The sequence below is a fragment of the Streptomyces sp. PCS3-D2 genome, assembly GCF_000612545.2.
Lineage (GTDB): Bacteria > Actinomycetota > Actinomycetes > Streptomycetales > Streptomycetaceae > Streptomyces.
The window spans coordinates 4151744-4168706 of the sequence record NZ_CP097800.1; the positions used below are offsets into that span (position 1 = coordinate 4151744).

Annotated in this window: 19 protein-coding genes and 1 pseudogene; 9 read left to right on the forward strand and 11 right to left on the reverse strand. The window is 71.5% G+C overall.

Translation table 11 applies throughout. The features are described from left to right. Positions 1-44: 44 nt before the first annotated feature. From AW27_RS18275 to AW27_RS34425, 3 genes and pseudogenes are all read right to left on the reverse strand, one after another. A complete protein-coding gene (locus AW27_RS18275; protein ID WP_037924658.1) occupies positions 45-659 on the reverse strand; it encodes a DUF6461 domain-containing protein in 615 nt (204 codons plus the stop codon). A gap of 257 nt (positions 660-916) precedes the next feature. After that, positions 917-1045 carry a hypothetical protein gene (locus tag AW27_RS18280; protein WP_304949884.1) on the reverse strand — a complete coding sequence of 43 codons (129 nt, stop codon included), beginning with the start codon at positions 1043-1045 and terminating at the stop codon, positions 917-919. A gap of 59 nt (positions 1046-1104) precedes the next feature. Further along, positions 1105-1212 (reverse strand): annotated as a pseudogene (locus AW27_RS34425) (hypothetical protein); the annotation flags it as partial. Positions 1213-1534: 322 nt separating this feature from the next. Between AW27_RS34425 and AW27_RS18290 the strand changes: the two are divergent. Further along, positions 1535-2062, forward strand: coding sequence for a hypothetical protein (locus tag AW27_RS18290; protein WP_157840287.1), 528 nt, complete (start codon positions 1535-1537; stop codon positions 2060-2062). Positions 2063-2312: 250 nt separating this feature from the next. Here the strand turns inward: AW27_RS18290 and AW27_RS18295 are convergent, their stop codons facing one another. Then, positions 2313-3029, reverse strand: a complete 717-nt coding sequence (locus AW27_RS18295) for a DUF4241 domain-containing protein (protein ID WP_037924664.1) — start codon at positions 3027-3029, stop codon at positions 2313-2315. Between the two features lie 225 nt (positions 3030-3254). On the opposite strand from AW27_RS18295, the gene AW27_RS18300 reads away from it, so the two are divergent. The 3 genes from AW27_RS18300 (at position 3255) to AW27_RS18310 (ending at position 4739) form a co-directional block, all read left to right on the forward strand. After that, a complete protein-coding gene (locus AW27_RS18300) occupies positions 3255-3683 on the forward strand; it encodes a helix-turn-helix domain-containing protein (RefSeq protein WP_037924665.1) in 429 nt (142 codons plus the stop codon). 23 nt (positions 3684-3706) lie between these two features. Beyond that, on the forward strand, positions 3707-4255 hold the full coding sequence (locus AW27_RS18305) for a hypothetical protein (protein ID WP_037925367.1): 549 nt from the start codon (positions 3707-3709) through the stop codon (positions 4253-4255). A gap of 142 nt (positions 4256-4397) precedes the next feature. Next, the gene (locus AW27_RS18310; protein WP_037924667.1) at positions 4398-4739 is read left to right on the forward strand and encodes a DUF2516 family protein; all 342 of its coding nucleotides are present in this window, start codon (positions 4398-4400) and stop codon (positions 4737-4739) included. 68 nt (positions 4740-4807) lie between these two features. Here the strand turns inward: AW27_RS18310 and AW27_RS18315 are convergent, their stop codons facing one another. The 3 genes from AW27_RS18315 to AW27_RS18325 form a co-directional block, all read right to left on the reverse strand. After that, positions 4808-6160 (reverse strand): PP2C family protein-serine/threonine phosphatase, encoded by a 1353-nt coding sequence (locus tag AW27_RS18315; RefSeq protein WP_037924669.1) that lies wholly within the window; start codon positions 6158-6160, stop codon positions 4808-4810. Positions 6161-6667: 507 nt separating this feature from the next. Then, positions 6668-7735 (reverse strand): C40 family peptidase, encoded by a 1068-nt coding sequence (locus AW27_RS18320; protein WP_370466503.1) that lies wholly within the window; start codon positions 7733-7735, stop codon positions 6668-6670. Between the two features lie 260 nt (positions 7736-7995). Next, positions 7996-8817 carry a class I SAM-dependent methyltransferase gene (locus AW27_RS18325; protein ID WP_172671362.1) on the reverse strand — a complete coding sequence of 274 codons (822 nt, stop codon included), beginning with the start codon at positions 8815-8817 and terminating at the stop codon, positions 7996-7998. A gap of 241 nt (positions 8818-9058) precedes the next feature. Here AW27_RS18325 and mshA point away from each other — a divergent pair, with 241 nt between their 5' ends. The 3 genes from mshA (at position 9059) to AW27_RS18340 (ending at position 11904) form a co-directional block, all read left to right on the forward strand. Further along, positions 9059-10444: a D-inositol-3-phosphate glycosyltransferase gene (gene mshA / locus AW27_RS18330; protein ID WP_037924673.1), complete on the forward strand. Its 1386-nt coding sequence runs from the start codon at positions 9059-9061 to the stop codon at positions 10442-10444. Next, a complete protein-coding gene (locus tag AW27_RS18335; protein ID WP_037924675.1) occupies positions 10437-10964 on the forward strand; it encodes a type III secretion system chaperone family protein in 528 nt (175 codons plus the stop codon). Before mshA ends, AW27_RS18335 begins: the two co-directional genes overlap by 8 nt. Positions 10965-11037: 73 nt before the next feature. Continuing rightward, a complete protein-coding gene (locus AW27_RS18340; protein ID WP_037925371.1) occupies positions 11038-11904 on the forward strand; it encodes a DUF4396 domain-containing protein in 867 nt (288 codons plus the stop codon). A 149-nt stretch (positions 11905-12053) separates the two neighbouring features. Here AW27_RS18340 and AW27_RS18345 read toward each other — a convergent pair whose 3' ends face one another. Further along, a complete protein-coding gene (locus AW27_RS18345; protein ID WP_304949885.1) occupies positions 12054-13451 on the reverse strand; it encodes an MDR family MFS transporter in 1398 nt (465 codons plus the stop codon). Positions 13452-13603: 152 nt separating this feature from the next. Between AW27_RS18345 and AW27_RS18350 the strand changes: the two genes are divergently transcribed. Then, complete coding sequence (locus AW27_RS18350; RefSeq protein WP_030855401.1) at positions 13604-14362, forward strand: phosphoglyceromutase; 759 nt, start codon at positions 13604-13606, stop codon at positions 14360-14362. Positions 14363-14503: 141 nt separating this feature from the next. Here AW27_RS18350 and AW27_RS18355 read toward each other — a convergent pair whose 3' ends face one another. Then, on the reverse strand, positions 14504-15100 hold the full coding sequence (locus tag AW27_RS18355) for a DUF2867 domain-containing protein (protein WP_037924679.1): 597 nt from the start codon (positions 15098-15100) through the stop codon (positions 14504-14506). A 91-nt stretch (positions 15101-15191) separates the two neighbouring features. Here AW27_RS18355 and AW27_RS18360 point away from each other — a divergent pair, with 91 nt between their 5' ends. Then, positions 15192-15752: a TetR/AcrR family transcriptional regulator gene (locus AW27_RS18360; RefSeq protein ID WP_037924682.1), complete on the forward strand. Its 561-nt coding sequence runs from the start codon at positions 15192-15194 to the stop codon at positions 15750-15752. Between the two features lie 127 nt (positions 15753-15879). Here the strand turns inward: AW27_RS18360 and AW27_RS18365 are convergent, their stop codons facing one another. After that, positions 15880-16029 carry a hypothetical protein gene (locus tag AW27_RS18365; protein WP_167344738.1) on the reverse strand — a complete coding sequence of 50 codons (150 nt, stop codon included), beginning with the start codon at positions 16027-16029 and terminating at the stop codon, positions 15880-15882. Positions 16030-16195: 166 nt separating this feature from the next. Beyond that, positions 16196-16873 (reverse strand): phosphate signaling complex protein PhoU, encoded by a 678-nt coding sequence (gene phoU / locus AW27_RS18370; protein WP_037924684.1) that lies wholly within the window; start codon positions 16871-16873, stop codon positions 16196-16198. Positions 16874-16963 lie beyond the last annotated feature (90 nt).

A 16963-nucleotide genomic window follows, 5' to 3' on the forward strand; every position in this document is an offset into this window, starting at 1 on the left:
GCGATAACCACGCGTTTTGGTACGCCAGGGGCCGTGTCTGACCTTCAGCGGAAGTCGGCGGTGCCGCAGATGAAGGTGGTGTCCTGGAGGAGGTCCGGGGTGACTCGGATGCCGGTGATGTGCTCGGCGAGTGCGAAGGCGGCCGGCACGGCCAGGTCGTCGTCCGTTTTGGTGGGCTCTTCGGGGAAGGTGAAGCCGAGGTGGCGGATGACGTCGAGGAGGTCGTTGGCGCGGGTGCCGGTGCGGTAGGCGGCATCGCGGATTTCGAACTGGAGCTGGGGTTCGGTGTCCTCGGCCCAGAGGAACGAGCCGTCGTTGTTGGCGTTCGCGTTGTCGTAGTGGGAGATCCAGCGGGTGCCCGCTGATGCGGGCAGGGCCTTCTTCTCGTTCACTCCGTGCCAGCCGTTGGGCTCGATCATGAGGGTCCACGGGCCGAGCGTCGTCATTCCGAAGTACGTCCGCGTGGTGCTGAAGTCCCAGAGCCCGTATGCGGTGTCGACGAGTGCGTTGATCCCGGTGACCTCGGGTTCGGATTTGCCGCCCAGTCTGCTCAGCAGTTCGTTCGGCGGCACGTTGTGCACGAGGGTGAGGCAATAGGACTCGGCGAGGTCCGGGAAGTCTTCCTCGAACCACAGGTAGTCAGCAGCAGTCGTAGCCATGTGGGAGATCCTTCACGACGGCTATGACATTGAGGGTGCCCGGGTCCCGGGAGGGCGTCGCCTCAGGCCGCGGCGGACCCGCCGCATCACCGTGCCGGCCATTGAGGCGATCTTGTAGGGGTGGGGGTCGGAGTGGAGCAGGTCATCGGGCGGCAGGCGTTGGAAGAACTCGTCCAGGAACTGGTTCACATCTGCGGTGTGCATGCTGTCGCTGAGGTGAGCTTGTTCCGCTTTGGCGGACACCATCGGTGTGGTGGTCAGGCCGCGAGGGCGGCCTCGTAGTCGGCCGGACTGCGGTAGCCGAGGCTGCTGTGCAGCCGCTGCACGTTGTACCAGCTTTCGATCCGGTGGAGAAGAAGGACTCGGCCAGCGCGTTGTCCCAGCACGGCCCGGTGCGGCCGACCGAGAGTCGGACTCTGAACTCCGCAGCCAGGCAGGCGCATTCACGGCTCGTGTACTGACAGCCGCGATCCGAGTGGAAGATCACCGGACCGGCCGGGCGGCGAGTGCGGAACGCGGCCCTCAGCGCGTCGGTGACCAGTTCGGTTCGCAAGTGGTCGGCGGTAGCTCAGCCCACGATGCGGCGGGAGGCGGTATCGGCCGACTGCTGACCTCCTCGCTTGCTGAGCGATATGGGCCGCTGAATGGGAAGTTCACCCCGCGCAGTAGCGCCGCGAGGATGGTCAACGGCAATGCGTGGGTGCCGGACCACGATCGCGCCGCGCACCGTCGGGCGCCTCCAGCCGGCCTGCGGCGCGCAGCTCGCGGAGCCAGCCGGGGCTGGTCCGGGGAGCGCCCCCGACCCGCAGACGCTGGAGCATCTCCTCGGCCTTCAGCGCCGACTCCTGAGACTTCTCGACCCCGCCGGCCCGGCCGTGACCCCGAGCGTCGGCTGGCTAATCCGCGCCGCTGACTACTTCGCCGACCTGAGAGCGCTGCTCGGCCTTGTATTCCCCTCCTGGCCTGCGGCTCGCTTCTTCGCCGCGACCCCGGCGCTCGCGGAGGCCCTTGACCGGGAAGCCGAAGAGCGCCTTGCCCGAGCAGCGGCCCTTCGTGACCGGCCCGGGAAGAAGCACAGCTCGCGTCCTTTCACCGACCCACCGCTGGACCCGTTTCTCATGGGCGCGGTGCTCGGAATCGCCGAGCGGCTGCTCGACGCCTCGGACGAGGAACAGGCGCGGGAGCTCATGCTGCCGCTCATCCATCAAGCCGGCCGTGTCGATCAGGCGTTGTCGATCTACCTCCGACGCGAGGCGTGGGTCTCGTTCCCTGTGCGGATCGTCAGCATGAACCGCTCCAAGAGCATGATGGCCATGGGTGCCATCATCGCCCGCGGGCCGATCCCCAAGGGCGGTGGCAGCGGAGCGCGTCCGGAGGGGTATCGCCGACGTGCGCCCCGGTGACAGTTGTCCTGCTCAAGTGACAACCATCGTGCTCAGTCACAACAGTCGGGTGTGACTGCTCGCGATAGTTGTCACCGGTGTTGCCCGTCGACCAGGGACCTCTCCTCGGGATCGCAGCGCTTTCTGTCACTGAATTCACGCGGTGGTTGTCACTTCCGGGCTGATCTCAATCGTGTTGTCACCAGCTCCGGAGAACGTGCCCAGTCCGAAAGTGGCGCCCGGCGGAACCTGCGGGTTCCAGACAGCGCGCTCAGGCCAGAGGGCTTGTTGCCATTTGACCTGGCGCGATGATGGACGCCACGGTGCCGCTCTGGGTGCGTCCGATCCAGACGGGGGACCATCCTTCAGGGACGCCGAAGGCGATGAGGTCAGCGTTTAGAGCTTCATCGGTGCTCTTCTCAAACCAGCCGTCGCACAGGTCTTCGGTGGCCCGGTCCGAACCGGATCCTCCGTATGACGACACTTCCCGCCGGTAGCGGTGGAATGGTGCGGTCAGCGCTTCCCACGCCTCGACGTCGGCGATGGCTCCCGTGGCCTCGCTGTCGGAATGGAACCCGGCGGCAGCGATCTCGGCGTCCCCGATAGCATCGTTCACCCCGATGCCGATCTCCCAGACTGCCACCGGGTCATCGCCGACGCGCAGTCGGGTTGCGGCACACTCCCGTCCGTCGAAGTAGTCGCCGCCGTGCTCGTACGGGGCCTCCGTCCAGGCCGCCTCCACGCGGTACGTGCCGGGCGGAATCCGCGCGACGATCTCACGCCCCGCCTCGTCGGACCACGGCGAGTCCACGATCAGCCGACCGCTGGGAACCCGGATCGTGGTCACCTCCTCCACCTCGACCACGGTGATGAAGGTGAGCGGGTCGTCAGCACGCACGCCGAGACGTGCCCCCGGCACAAAGACCGCGTCCAGAAACTCGCTGACCTCCCGCCCGGCCTCCAGCCGCGGATTTTTCACCCATGCCATCCCACACACCCCTCATCCACGAGCCAACTGCTCAGTCAGAAGATAGGGGGTGCCCATGACAGTGGCCCCGACAGATCCAGGCGGTGCCCGTATGTGAGCGTGGTGACAACCGTCGCTGCGAAGTGACAACTATCGCGTGCAGTCACAAGTCGGGCCGGGAGGCGGGTGGGAGATGTTGCAAGCATCTGCTTGCAAAAGTTAGCAAGGTCGGGCAGGATCTGGAGCATGGCATCGCTCAACGTCGGACATCTCGGCGAATACCTTCGTGAGCAACGGCGGCAGGCGCAGCTCTCGCTGCGGCAGCTGGCCGATGCGGCGGGGGTGTCGAATCCGTACCTGAGCCAGATCGAGCGCGGGCTGCGCAAGCCGAGCGCGGACATCCTGCAGCAGCTGGCCAAGGCGCTGCGGATCTCCGCGGAGACGCTGTACGTGCAGGCCGGGATCCTGGACGAGCGGGACCGCGACGAGGTGGAGACGCGAGCCGCCATACTCGCCGACCCGTCCATCAACGAGCGGCAGAAGCAGGTGCTGCTCCAGATCTACGAGTCGTTCCGCAAGGAGAACGCACTCGACGCGCCCGCCGTTCCCGGCGATCCCGCCGTTCCCGACGGGCCTGGCACACCGTCCGACGAGATGCCGTCGAAGACCGACTGAAGTTGATCCGGGAGGACCAGCACATGGCCATCGCCGATGACCTGAAGAAGACCCTCACCGACCCCACTCCCCTCTACTTCGCCGCCGGCACCGCCGACCTCGCCGTCCAGCAGGCGAAGAAGGTGCCGGAGCTCATCGAGCAGCTGCGCGCCGAGGCCCCCGCGCGCATCGAGGCCGTGAAGAACACGGACCCGAAGGCCGTGCAGGAAGCGGTCACCGCGAAGGTGGCCGAGGTGTTCGGCGCGATCGACCCGAAGAAGATCGGGGAGAGCGCCCAGGACCTGGCGCTGCGCGGCGTCGGGGTGGCCGCCGAGTACGCGGTGCGCGCCAAGGAGACCTACGACAAGGTCGCCGAGCACGGTGAGCAGGCCGTACGGGCCTGGCGCGGCGAGGTCTCCGAGGAGATCGTCGACATCGCCGTCGTCGTCGAGCCGCGGCCCGAGCCGACTCCTGAGGTGCAGGCCGAGCCGGCCGCGGAGGCCGCGGCCGAGGAACGGCCCGCCGCGAAGAAGCCCGCCGCGCGCAAGACCACGGCCAAGAAGGCCGTCGTCGCCGCGGACGACGCGAGCTGAACCGCGCCCGCAGGGGCGAGCACGGGCCGGGCACCCTTCGAGGGCCCGGCCCGTTGTGGTTGATGGAGGGGCGGGTACCGGTAGCGTGGAGTGAGGTGGGATCCGACGTGCGAAGTGCGAGCAGGAGAAGGCGGTCGAAGCGATGTTGATGGACGGGTTCGATCGAGGGGTGATCCCGCTGCTCGGGCTCGCCATGCTGGTGCTCGCCGTGGTGGCCTTCGGGTTCGCGCTGCTGGCCCGTGAGGACGCCTACCGGGCGGCCGACAAGCAGAGCAAGACCTTTTGGCTGGTGATCCTCGGTATCACCGTGCTCGTGGACGCCTTCCTGGGGCTGCTCTTCCTCCAGATCGCGGGCCTGGTGGCGACCATCGTGTTCTTCGTGGACGTACGGCCGGCCCTCAAGCAGGTCTCGGGCGGCGGCGGCCGCCGCAGTGGCGGCAGCAGCAGTGACGGGCCGTACGGCCCCTACAACGGCGGACGGTAGACCCGTCTCCGGCCGGTAGCCCTTTGCCGCCAGGGGCAGGGGTAGGGGCGGGCCGAGCCGGACTCGGGTCAGCCTTCGGCGCGCGAGAGCAGGACCACGGCCACGTCGTCGGTGAGCTCGCCGCCGTTGAGGCGGCGGGCCTCGGTGACGGAGGCCTCCAGCAGCGCCTCGCCGCTCAGACCGCGGTCCAGGTGGCGGTTGATCATCTCGACCATGCCGTCCTGGCCCAGGCGTTCCTTGCCCTCGCCGATCCGCCCCTCGATGAGGCCGTCGGTGTAGAGCATCAGGCTCCAGCTGCCGCCGAGCTCGACCTGTCGGCGCGGCCAGCGGGCCCGGGGCAGCAGTCCGAGGGCCGGGCCGCTGTTCTCGTACGGGAGGAGCTGCGCGCGGCGCCCCGGACGGGAGATCAGCGGTGCCGGATGGCCGGCGAGGCACAGGCCCGCGCGGCGGCCGTCCGGGGCGATGTCGACGGTGCACAGCGTCGCGAAGATCTCCTCGCAGGGGCGCTCCACCTCCAGTACCTCCTGGAGGGTGGCCAGCAGGTCGTCGCCGCAGAGGCCGGCCAGGGTCAGGGCGCGCCAGGCGATGCGGAGCTCGACGCCGAGGGCGGCTTCGTCCGGGCCGTGGCCGCAGACGTCGCCGATCATGGCGTGGACGGTGCCGTCGGGGGTGCGGACGGTGTCGTAGAAGTCGCCGCCGAGGAGGGCCCGGCTGCGGCCGGGGCGGTAGCGGGCGGCGAAGCGCAGATCCGACCCCTCCAGGAGGGGGGTGGGGAGCAGGCCGCGCTCCAGGCGGGCGTTCTCCTGGGCGCGCAGTTTCGATTCTGCAAGCTTGTACTGGGCTATGTCGGCCCGTTTTCTCTCCACCGCGTAGCGGATGGCGCGGCTCAACAGGCGGCCGTCCAGTTCGTCGCGGAAGAGGAAGTCCTGGGCACCGACCCGGACGGCCTCGGCGGCGCGCTCGGCGTCGTCCTCGTCGGTCAGGACGAGGACGGCGTGGTGGGGCGCGAGGCGCAGCACCTGGTGCAGGACGGCGAGCTGCTGCTCCACGGTCGCGGTCGCCGGCGCCGTGGCGATGGTGGTGGCGGTGGTCGTGATCCCGATGCCGGCGCGGGTTCCGCTTCCGGGAAGCGACAGGTCGAGCAGGATGCAGTGCACATCGGGGGTGAGCAGCCGCTCGGCCTCGGTGAGGTTGCGGGCGGTGCGAACCCGGATGCGGTGGCCGTCGGCGTCGAGGATCTCGGGGACGGTGAGACCGCCGGCGGGGTCGTCCTCGATGACCAGGAGGGTCAGGGCGGTGGTCTGCGGGGTCGCCTGTGCGACACCGGCACCGATGGGGATGGGCGGTGCGGCGGCATGCAGAACGGCCTGACCGCTCTCCGTGGCGGGGGTCTCCCTCTGCCGCGGTACGGGTACGGGCATCGTTTCCGGTTCCTTCCCTCCCCCCGAGGGTGCGCTCCGGCAGACCCTAGCGGTCCCGGCCCCGCGAACGGAATGCCGTTCTCGGCGGGGGTCTCCGTCATATGCCGTCATCACGGGGGAAAAACGGCCTCACCGGATGACAAAGGTCACGGCGGGGCCGCATTCCGTCCCGTGTACCGAGACGTCCCCCGCCCGCACCGCGTTGCCTCGGTCCCGGCGCCTGCCGGCCGCCCTGCCGCCTGCGGCTCGCGGGCCTGCCCCGGCCAGGTGCGGGGCCGGACCTGGCGGGCCGGACCTCCGGGGCTGGACCTCCGGGGCCGGACCCCCGCCTCCCGGGTACGCAGGGCTTCGCCCGGCCCGCCGACCGCAGCCCGCCGAGCCCGCCCGCCCCGGCCTACGGATGCCGGGCCGGCTGCGGGCCGATTGCGGGCCGGGCTCGGGGCGGGCTCGGGGCGGGCTCGGGGCGGGGTGCGTGGCCCCGTGGCCGCCGACCCCGCCCGGGAGGGGTCAGGCGTCCGGGCGGACCACTGCCTTGATCGGCATCGAGCCCGCGCCCGCCATCGTCACGTTGCGGCCGGGGCGCGGGGCGTGGACCATCGCGCCGTCGCCCACGTACATGCCGACGTGGCTCGCGTCGTCGAAGTAGATGATCAGGTCGCCCGGACGCATGTCCTTGACCGCGATCTTCGGCAGCAGCCGCAGCTGCTCCTGCGAGGTGCGCGGGATGCCGCGTCCCGCCGCGCGCCAGGCCTGGGAGGTCAGCCCGGAGCAGTCGAAGGAGTCGGGGCCGACGGCGCCCCACTTGTACGGCTTCCCTATCTGCGCCGTGGCGAACTGCACGGCCAGCTTCCCGGCCTCCGTCGCCTTGCCGTTCACGTCCTTCATCGCGCCCGTGGACAGCCATGCCGTCTGCGCGCGGTACTGGGCTTCCTGTTCGAGCTGGATCAGCCGGGCCTTCTCTTCGGCCTCCAGCTTGCTCTCCAGCTCCTCGGCGGCCTTGATCTTCTCCTCGATCTGCTTCTTGGACTCCTCCTGCTTGACCCGGTTGTCCTCCAGCGTCTTCCAGCGCTCGCTCGCCTCCTCCGCGTAGCGCTGCAAGTCCGCCTGGGTGCGGTTTAGTTCGGAGAGGAGGTCCGAGGCGGCCTTCTCGCCCTGGCGCAACCGGTCGGCCCCGTCGAGGAACTGGTTCGGGTCCTCGCTCAACGCCAGCCGCGCGCCCGGGGGCAGGCCGCCCGAGCGGTACTGCGCACGGGCCGCAGCGCCCGCACGGCTCTTCAGGACGGCGATCCGCTCCTTGCCGGCGACGATCAGGTTGGCGATCTCGACGATCTTGTCCGACTGGGCCTTGGCCTCGGCTTCGGCGAGGTTGTAGGCGTCCGTCGCGGCGCCCGCCTGCCGGTAGAGCTCCTCGATGTCCTTGCGGACCTGCTCCAGCGACGCGCCGCCCGGCTCGGGCAGCGGAGCGGTCGGTGCCCCGGGTGCGGCCGGAGCCGTCGGCGCGCCCGGCGCGCCCGGTACGGCCGGAGCCGCGTACGCCGTGCCCGTCGCCAGGCCCGGCGCCGTCAGTACCGCCATCGCGCACAGCAGCGCGAGAGAGCTTGCGCGTCGTCGCCCTACCGACCCCATGGTCCCCCCAGGCACCCGCGTCAGATCCGACACCAGATCTGACTATTCATCAGTAACTTCGCACTGCCATCGGGATGGTGCCACGAGTCGAAGAATTCCGACAGCCTTGTGGAGGGCATTTCGATCTTGTCTGCCCCGACGGCCCCCGATCCCTGCCCCCCATGGATCGAACGGGGCACACCCGCCCCCGGTTCCCCGCCGCACCGCATTCACCCCAGCGGGCGCAACGACTCCCAGCGCAGGGTCAGTTCCCCCTGCCGCCACCGCACCGGCCCGTCCGCCAGCGGCCAGTCGGCGGACAGCGCCCGCGCCGTCCGGATCCAGCGCTGCCGCGCTCCGTACGAGGCGTACGGAGCCGCCGCCGCCCACGCCCGGTCGAAGTCGCGCAGGAACGCGTGCACCGGCTCGCCCGGAACGTTCCGGTGGATCAGCGCCTTCGGCAGCCGCTCCGCCAGGTCGGAGGGGCGCTCCAGCGACCCCAGCCGGGTCGCGAACGTCACCGTGCGCGGGCCCTCCGGACCCAGCGCCACCCACACGTGCCGCCGCCCGATCTCGTCGCAGGTCCCCTCCACCAGCAGCCCGCCCGGGGCCAGCCGCGCGCACAGCCGCGCCCAGACCTCTGCGACCTGCTCCTCGTCGTACTGGCGCAGTACGTTCGCCGCGCGGATCAGCATCGGCCGTTCCCCGCCCTCCAGCGGGACCTCGAAGCCGCCGTGTCGGAAGCTCAGCCCGTCCCGCTCGTACGGCTTCGCCCCCGCCACCCGAGCCGGCTCGATCTCGATGCCCACCACCCGCACGCGCGGCGCCGTCTCCCGCAGCCGTGCCAGCAGCTCGACCGCGGTCCAGGGCGCGGCCCCGTAGCCGAGGTCCACCGCCACCGGATCACCCGCACGCCGCAGCACGGCCCCGTGGGTGGCCGCGATCCAGCGGTCCATCCGGCGCAACCGGTTCGGGTTCGTCGTCCCGCGCGTCACCGAGCCCACAGGACGGCCGGGGGCGCGGCTGGGTGACGGGGTGGTGCGGGAGGTCATGGGCCGAGGGTAAGCGGAGCGCCCGCACACCATGAAAATCGCGCGGCGCCGGGCGCCCCGCACCGGATTGCGCTCCCGGAAGGCGGCAAGAATCACGAGGAGCCGGCAGGAAATGCGGATTCCCCGGAATGCGGGGGACGGCCATCCGGGTTGCACTCCTTGCAGGGCGCCCCACGCGCCCCCGTCGTCATGCCGTCCGAGCGTCGCGCGCGCACCGTCCGAGCCGAGAGGAAGCGCTTCCTTGAGCCAGTACGTGTCCCGCCTCGGCGGCAGCCTCAGCGGGCGCCTCGCCGCCGCCCGTGCCGCCACCCGCCACGAGCCGCCCCGGCTGCGCCTGCCGGCCGTCGGCCACCACCGCAAACCGCGCCGCGTGGCCATGCTCAGCGTGCACACCTCACCGCTGCACCAGCCCGGCACCGGCGACGCGGGCGGGATGAACGTCTACATCGTGGAGCTGGCCAGGCGGCTCGCCGCGATCAACATCGAGGTCGAGATCTTCACCCGGGCCACCACCGGAGGGCTGCCGCCCGTGGTCGAGCTGGCGCCCGGCGTGCTCGTACGACACGTGGACGCGGGCCCCTACGAGGGCCTCGCCAAGGAGGAGCTCCCGGCCCAGCTGTGCGCCTTCACCCACGGAGTGATGCAGGCCTGGGCCCGCCACCGGCCCGGCCACTACGACCTCGTCCACTCCCACTACTGGCTCTCCGGACACGTGGGCTGGCTCGCCGCCCAGCGCTGGGGCGTCCCCCTCGTGCACGCCATGCACACCATGGCCAAGGTCAAGAACGCGGCGCTGGCCGAGGGCGACAGCCCCGAGCCCGCCGCCCGGGTCATCGGCGAGACGCAGATCGTGTCCGCCGCCGACCGGCTCATCGCCAACACGGCCGAAGAGGCCGACGAGCTCGTGCGGTACTACGAGGCCGACCCCGCCAAGGTGGCCGTCGTGCACCCGGGCGTGAACCTCGACCGGTTCACCGTCGGCGACGGCCGGGCCGCCGCCCGCGCCCGCCTGGGCCTCCCGCAGGACGCCGTCATCCCCCTCTTCGCCGGGCGGATCCAGCCGCTGAAGGCCCCCGACATCCTGCTGCGCGCCGTCGCCGTCCTCGTCGACCGGGACCCCTCACTGCGCCGCCGCCTCTTCGTCCCCGTCGTCGGAGGCCCCAGTGGCAGCGGTCTCGCCAAGCCCGAGGGCCTGCAGAAGCTCGCCGCGAAGCTGGGCATAGCCGACCTCGTGCACTTCCACCCGCCGGTCGCCCAGGACGGGCTCGCGGACTGGTTCCGCGCGGCGTCCGTGCTGGTCATGCCCTCCTACAGCGAGTCCTTCGGGCTCGTCGCGATAGAGGCCCAGGCCACCGGCACCCCGGTGCTGGCCGCCGAGGTCGGCGGGCTGCCCGTCGCCGTCAACGACGGCGTCACCGGCATCCTCGTACCCGGGCACGACCCGGCGGACTACGCGAACCGGCTGCGCCGCTTCGTCGACGATCCCGGGCTCACGGATCGGATGGGCGCGGAGGCCGCGCGGCACGCGCAGTTCTTCGGCTGGGACACCGCGGCGAGCGGCACGGCCGACGTCTACACGGCGGCGATGCACGATCACCGCCGTCGCGTACGCTCCCACCATGGCTGACACCGCCGAGATCGCCGAGATCATCGAGAGCGCGCTGACCGGCGCGGAACTGAGCTGGGAGAGCCCGGCGCCGGGCGCCTACGTCGTCACGCTCCCCGGCACCCGCAAGCTGAGCACCACCTGCTCGATCCGGGTCGGCCGGCACTCCCTGTCGGTCAACGCCTTCGTGATCCGCCACCCCGACGAGAACGAGGCGGGCGTCCACCGCTGGCTGCTGGAGCGCAACCTCAAGCTGTACGGGATGGCGTACGCGGTCGACCGGCTCGGCGACATCTACCTGACGGCCCGCCTGCCGCTCGGGGTCGTCACCCCGGAGGAGCTCGACCGACTGCTCGGCACCGTGCTGGAGGCCGCGGACGGTTCGTTCAACACACTGCTGGAGTTGGGCTTCGCGAGCGCGATCCGGCGCGAGTACGACTGGCGCGTCTCGCGCGGCGAGCCGACCTTCAACCTCGACGCCTTCAAGCACCTGACGCGGCCGCAGGGCGATCAGGCCGGCCCCGGCACTCCGATCGGCTGACACGGAGCACCGAACGGCGGGGGGTGGCGTGTCGGCCCGCCCCGCCGGGGCCGGGCACCCGCACCGTGGCGGGATGAGCGGGAACACAGCCGAAGCACTCATGTACACCTGGTTCGCCCTGGTTCTCCTGTCCGCCGGCTACGTCGCCCACGACGCCTTCACCCGTAACCCCGAGCTCACGGTGATGAAGTGGGGCTGGGTGCTGGTGACCCTCTACATCGGCCCGGTGGGCGCCGCGCTCTACGTGCTGTCCTGCAAGGAACCGCGACCGTGGACCCACGAGCGGTTCGTGGCGCCGCTGTGGAAGCAGGCGCTCGGCTCCACGATCCACTGCGTGGCCGGCGACGCGACCGGCATCATGGTCGCGGCCGTCGTCGCCTCGCTGCTCGGCCTCCCGCCGTGGGCCGACGCCCTGCTTGAGTACGTGGTGGGCTTCGGCTTCGGGCTGCTCGTCTTCCAGGCCCTGTTCATGCGCGACATGCTCGGCGGCAGCTATCCGCGGGCCGTCCGGGCGACGGTGTACGCGGAGTGGCTCTCGATGAACTGCGTGATGGGCGCCATGGTCGCGGTGAACGTGATCGTGCGCAGCCACGTGCCGGGCGCGCAGGACGTCGGTGACGTGCGCTTCTGGGCGACGTTCTCGCTGTCGGTGCTGGCCGGCCTCGGCTTCGCGTACCCGGTCAACGTGTGGCTGGTCGCCAACCACCTCAAGCACGGGATGGGGACGGTACGGGCGCTCGGCGCCGGCGGCGAGCCGCTGCCGCAGCCGGCCGCGGAACGCCCCGACACGGCCATGGACACGGCCATGGACATGGGCATGGACATGGCCATTCCGGAGGCCGGAGTGACGGCGGAGCAGAAGACGGCCATGGCGGTGCTGACGGTCCTCTTCCTCGCCGCCGGGACCCTGCTCGCCGCGATCTTCGGCCAGCTGGCCTGATCCCACCGGCCCTGGCCGATGGCCCCTGCTCGTCCTGCACGGGCCCGCGGCCCCGGGCCCAGCCTGCGGCGAACGGGCCCGTGGCCCGCGCCCGGCTCGCAGCGGCGGGCTCCCGCCCGGCCGCCGGTGCCGAGCGGGCCCGCGGCCGGTCAGCGTGCTCCGGCCCGGCCCCGGCGGTCCGCCCGCGCCGGCCCCGAGGCGGGGAGCGGCTCGGCCGGAGCCGGTGCGGGGTCGGCGGGCGGTGCTTCCGGCGGGGCAGCGGGGGCGCCGCCGGCCGCTGCCGGGGCCGTCCCCCTGTCCTCCTCGGAGAGCCCTCGCATCAGCAGCCAGTAGCCGACCGCCGCCACCGTGCCGAGGGCGCCGGTGGCCGCCCAGAGCCAGTCCGCCCCCCACCGGTCGATCATGAAGCCGGCCATCAGCGGCGCGACCAGCGCGGCCACCGCCCAGGACATCGTGTAGACGCCCTGGTAGCGCCCGCGCCCGTGCACCGGCGAGAGCCGTACGACCAGGCTCATCTGGGTCGGCGAGTTGACGATCTCGGCGAGCGTCCAGACGCACACCGTCAGCGCGTAGGCCCACACCGGTCCGGCGAAGGCCGTCAGCGCGAAGCCGTAGCCGGCCAGCAGTGCCGAGACCACCAGCAGCTTCTGCGGGTCGCGGTGCTCGATGAAGCGGGTGACGGGGATCTGCAGGACGACGATCAGGAAGCCGTTCACGGCGATCACGAGCCCGTAGTCCCAGGGCGAGAACCCGGCGGAGCCCATCGCGACGGGCAGGCCGACCGCCCCCTGCGTGAAGATCAGTGAGATCAGGAACGACAGTCCGACCACACCCATGAACCGCCCGTCCCGCAGCACGGTGCCGAGCCCGATCTCCGCTTCCGAGCCCCCCTTGTCCGAGGATCCGCCGGCTCCGGAGTCGCCGGACCCCGACCCGCCGGACCCGCCGCGCTCGGGCCGGGACTCGGGCAGCTTGGCGTACACCAGCACCGCGCAGGTCAGCGTGAGGGCCGCCTCGCCCAGGAAGCCGGCCAGGTAGCTGTACTCGGCGATCAGGCCGGCCGCGGTCGCACTGACGGCGAAGCCGAGGTTGATGGCCCAGTAGTTGAGCGCGAAGGCCCGTACGCGGTCCTCGGGGCGGACGATGTCGGCCATCATCGCCGCGACCGCCGGGCGGGAGGCGTTCGAGGTCATGCCGACCAGCAGGGCCACCGCGGCAATGGCCGCCGGGTGTTCCATAAAGCCCAGCAGTGCCACCGAGAAGGCGGTCGAGGCCTGGGCCGCCAGCAGCGTGGGGCGCCGCCCCAGCCGGTCGGTCATCACGCCCGCGACGAGCGAGGAGATCACGCCGCCCAGCCCGTGGAGGGCGACCACGAGTCCCGCGAAGGAGGCCGAGTAGCCCCGGTCCAGGGTCAGGTACAAGGTCATGAAGGTGGCGACGAAGGCCCCGAGCCGGTTCACCAGGGTGCTCGTCCACAGCCACCAGAACGCCCGGGGCAGACCCGAGACGCTCTCCCGGGCGGCACGTCTCAGACGGGCAGCGGACATAAGGGATCCCCCCGAGGGTGTAAGTGTCGCAATCGCGAGGTGCACGTTACGAGGGGGTGGGCTCCGGGCGCCAGTCAATTGACCCGCACCGTCAATCGGCGCCGCCGCGCACCGCGCGCGGGCGCGTGCGCGCGTCCATTAGGCTCGTACGCATGGCCGACGCACCGTACAAGCTGATCCTCCTCCGCCACGGCGAGAGCGAATGGAACGCGAAGAACCTGTTCACCGGCTGGGTGGACGTCAACCTCACCGAGAAGGGCGAGAAGGAGGCGGTCCGCGGCGGTGAGCTGCTCAAGGACGCCGGCCTGCTGCCCGACGTGCTGCACACCTCCCTCCAGAAGCGCGCCATCCGCACCGCGCAGCTCGCGCTCGAGTCCGCGGACCGCCACTGGATCCCGGTGCACCGCTCCTGGCGCCTGAACGAGCGCCACTACGGCGCGCTGCAGGGCAAGGACAAGGCGCAGACCCTCGCGGAGTTCGGCGAGGAGCAGTTCATGCTGTGGCGCCGCTCCTACGACACCCCGCCGCCGGTGCTCGAGGACGGCACGGAGTTCTCGCAGTCCGAGGACCCGCGCTACGCGTCGATCCCGAACGAGCTGCGTCCGCGCACCGAGTGCCTCAAGGACGTCGTCGAGCGCATGCTGCCGTACTGGTACGACGGCATCGTCCCGGACCTCCTGGCGGGCCGCACGGTCCTGGTGGCCGCGCACGGCAACTCCCTGCGCGGTCTGGTCAAGCACCTCGACAGCATCTCGGACGAGGACATCACCGGCCTGAACATCCCCACCGGCATCCCGCTCGTCTACGAGCTGGACGCGGACTTCAAGCCCCTCAACCCGGGCGGCACCTACCTGGACCCGGCTGCTGCCGCGGCCGCCATCGAGGCCGTCAAGAACCAGGGCAAGAAGTAGCCCTCACGCACGCAACAGCCCCCTACCTGCTGCTTCCCAGCGGGTAGGGGGCTTCTCGCCGTCGTGGGGCCGTCCGGCGCGTCGCCGTACAGGCCGTCCCTGCGGATACGGGCCTTCCCTGCGGAAAGGCCGCTTCCCGGATCAGTCCGGGGCGGGCGCCGCGGATCTCTGCCACTCGGCGCCGATCGAGCGGATGAGGGCCGGGTAGACGCCCAGGTGACGGAAGGGCTTGATGGTCAGCATGTAGGCCGCGCCCAGCAGCCCGTTGGGCTTGACCAGGACGGCCATCTGGCCGCGGTGACCGCCGTTGCCGTCCGGGACCCAGCCGATGTGCATCACCCCGTGCATCGTCTTGTTGGCCGTCTCCGCCGCCCACTCGTCGTGTGTCTGGTAGACGGAGGTGAAGGGGAGCGAGGGGACGTCCGGTCCGCGCTCGCCCTCCCTGAGGTCCGCCGGCAGCCGGTCGCGCAGCGTCGGCACCCGGGAGCGGAGGCCGTCGGCCGGCGCGTCCCAGCCGAGCAGCGCCCCGAGCTTCCACCGGATCGCGAAGAGGGCGCGCCCCGCGCGGGAGGGGACGGGGTGCCCCGCGCCCTGCCGGGTGAACTGGCGCACCAGTCGCGCGAGGTCGTCCGGGCCGCCCGGCGTCGGCAGCGCCCACACGTCCTCGACCCGGAAGTCGCCGGTGATCTCGTGGATCCGCCAGGGTCGGGAGGTGTGGGCGGTGCGGGGGAGTCTCATGAGCAAGCCCCTTCTATACGATGCCGTATAGATCGAGGTTAGCACCCTTCTATACGGCACCGTATAGAAGGGGTGGCGAGGAGGGACCGGCATGGGTGCGACCCGCACACCGCGCGGCAAGTGGATCGAGGAGGGGCTGCGGGCGCTGGCCGCCGGCGGCCCGGAGGCCGTCCGCGTCGAGGTGCTCGCGCAGGCGCTCGGCGTCAGCAAGGGCGGCTTCTACGGGTACTTCGGCAGCCGGGGCGCGCTGCTCACCGAGATGCTCGACACCTGGGAGCGCGAGGTCACCGAGGCGGTGATCGAGCTGGTCGAGAGCGGCGGGGGAGACGCCAGGGCCAGGCTGGACCGGCTGTTCACGATCGTCGCCTCCTACGAGGAGGGGCCGGTGGTCGGCGTCGACGCCGACCTGGCGATCCGCGACTGGGCCCGGCGCGACGAGGCCGTCGCCGAGCGGCTGCGCCGCGCGGACAGCCGGCGTATGGAGTACTTGCGCTCGCTGTTCCGCGCGTTCTGCGCCGACGAGGACGACGTCGAAGTCCGCTCCCTGATCACCTTCTCCCTGCGGATCGGCTCCCACTTCATCGCCGCCGACCACGGCGGCCGCAGCCGCGCGGAGGTCATGGCGCTGACCCGGAAGTGGCTCCTGCGCTAGGGCCTGCCCGGCGGATCGGGGGCGGCCGGGCCCGGCGGTGCCGCCCGGAGGCGCGAAAAAAGGCCCCCCGTCCGCGGAATGTCCACGGGCAGGGGGCCCTTGCGCGTGCCGGACCGGGTGGGCCCGGTCAGCCACCGCACTGGCAGGGGGCGCCGGACTGGCAGCCGCAGCCGCAGCCGGAGCCGCAGCCACAGGCCGCGAGCAGCGGGAGCCGGAGCGGCTCGGGCCTCGGCGGCTGCTCCTGCTCCGGGGTGATGGGGACGGGGGAATCGGGCATGGTTCCTCCTCGGCGAGGCGGCGCCCCGCGGCATGCGGGACTCGTACGACTGACCGCACTCGCCCTCATTCATGCCCAGCTCTACCGGCGCGTCAACGGCGCACGGGGGCTCGAAGTGGCTCGGCGCCGTCGCACACCGCCGCACACCAGGGCGCCGTGCCGGGCTTCAGACGCCCTCGACCTGGGTCGGCTGCTGGAGCTCGTCGGCGTGCTCGCCCGTCACCAGGTAGACCACCCGCTTGGCGACCGACACCGCGTGGTCGGCGAAGCGCTCGTAGTAGCGGCCGAGCAGCGTCACGTCCACCGCCGTCTCGATGCCGTGCTTCCAGCGGTCGTCCATCAGGTGCTGGAACAGCGTGCGGTGCAGCTGGTCCATCTCGTCGTCGTCCTGTTCCAGCTGGAGCGCCAGGTCGACGTCCTTCGTGATGATGACCTCGGCCGCCTTCGCCATCAGGCGCTGCGCCAGCTGCCCCATCTCCAGGATCGTGGCGTGCAGGTCCCGCGGGACGGCGCGGTCCGGGAAGCGCAGCCGGGCGAGCTTCGCCACGTGCTGGGCCAGGTCGCCGCTGCGTTCCAGGTCGGCGCTCATCCGCAGCGAGGTCACGACGATCCGCAGGTCCGTGGCGACGGGCTGCTGGCGGGCCAGCAGGGCGATGGCGCGGGCCTCCAGGTCGTGCTGGAGGTCGTCGACCTTCTGGTCCGCCGCGATGACGCTCTCGGCGAGCTTGAGGTCGGCGTCGAGCATGGACGTCGTGGCACGTCCGATCGCGGAACCGACGAGCCGGGCCATCTCGACCAGGCCCTCCCCGATCGAGTCCAGTTCCTCGTGGTACGCGTCGCGCATGTCTCGTGTCCCTCTCTCGACCTGTTACTGCGGTGATGCCCGGGGCGGGCCGGGGCGGCCTGCTGCCCACGGTGACACGGTGGGCCGCAA

Bases quoted from the DNA above. Each gene is read 5' to 3' on its own strand.
- AW27_RS18305 (WP_037925367.1), top strand. From the start codon at position 3,707: ATGGCCATCGCCGATGACCTGAAGAAGACCCTCACCGACCCCACTCCC.
- AW27_RS18320 (WP_370466503.1), bottom strand. From the start codon at position 7,735: ATGGCGGTACTGACGGCGCCGGGCCTGGCGACGGGCACGGCGTACGCG.
- phoU (WP_037924684.1), bottom strand. From the start codon at position 16,873: ATGCGCGACGCGTACCACGAGGAACTGGACTCGATCGGGGAGGGCCTG.
- AW27_RS18345 (WP_304949885.1), bottom strand. From the start codon at position 13,451: ATGTCCGCTGCCCGTCTGAGACGTGCCGCCCGGGAGAGCGTCTCGGGT.
- AW27_RS18335 (WP_037924675.1), top strand. From the start codon at position 10,437: ATGGCTGACACCGCCGAGATCGCCGAGATCATCGAGAGCGCGCTGACC.
- AW27_RS18325 (WP_172671362.1), bottom strand. From the start codon at position 8,817: ATGACCTCCCGCACCACCCCGTCACCCAGCCGCGCCCCCGGCCGTCCT.
- AW27_RS18340 (WP_037925371.1), top strand. From the start codon at position 11,038: ATGAGCGGGAACACAGCCGAAGCACTCATGTACACCTGGTTCGCCCTG.
- AW27_RS18365 (WP_167344738.1), bottom strand. From the start codon at position 16,029: ATGCCCGATTCCCCCGTCCCCATCACCCCGGAGCAGGAGCAGCCGCCG.
- AW27_RS18310 (WP_037924667.1), top strand. From the start codon at position 4,398: ATGTTGATGGACGGGTTCGATCGAGGGGTGATCCCGCTGCTCGGGCTC.
- AW27_RS18275 (WP_037924658.1), bottom strand. From the start codon at position 659: ATGGCTACGACTGCTGCTGACTACCTGTGGTTCGAGGAAGACTTCCCG.
- AW27_RS18315 (WP_037924669.1), bottom strand. From the start codon at position 6,160: ATGCCCGTACCCGTACCGCGGCAGAGGGAGACCCCCGCCACGGAGAGC.
- AW27_RS18350 (WP_030855401.1), top strand. From the start codon at position 13,604: ATGGCCGACGCACCGTACAAGCTGATCCTCCTCCGCCACGGCGAGAGC.
- AW27_RS18360 (WP_037924682.1), top strand. From the start codon at position 15,192: ATGGGTGCGACCCGCACACCGCGCGGCAAGTGGATCGAGGAGGGGCTG.
- AW27_RS18355 (WP_037924679.1), bottom strand. From the start codon at position 15,100: ATGAGACTCCCCCGCACCGCCCACACCTCCCGACCCTGGCGGATCCAC.
- AW27_RS18295 (WP_037924664.1), bottom strand. From the start codon at position 3,029: ATGGCATGGGTGAAAAATCCGCGGCTGGAGGCCGGGCGGGAGGTCAGC.
- AW27_RS18300 (WP_037924665.1), top strand. From the start codon at position 3,255: ATGGCATCGCTCAACGTCGGACATCTCGGCGAATACCTTCGTGAGCAA.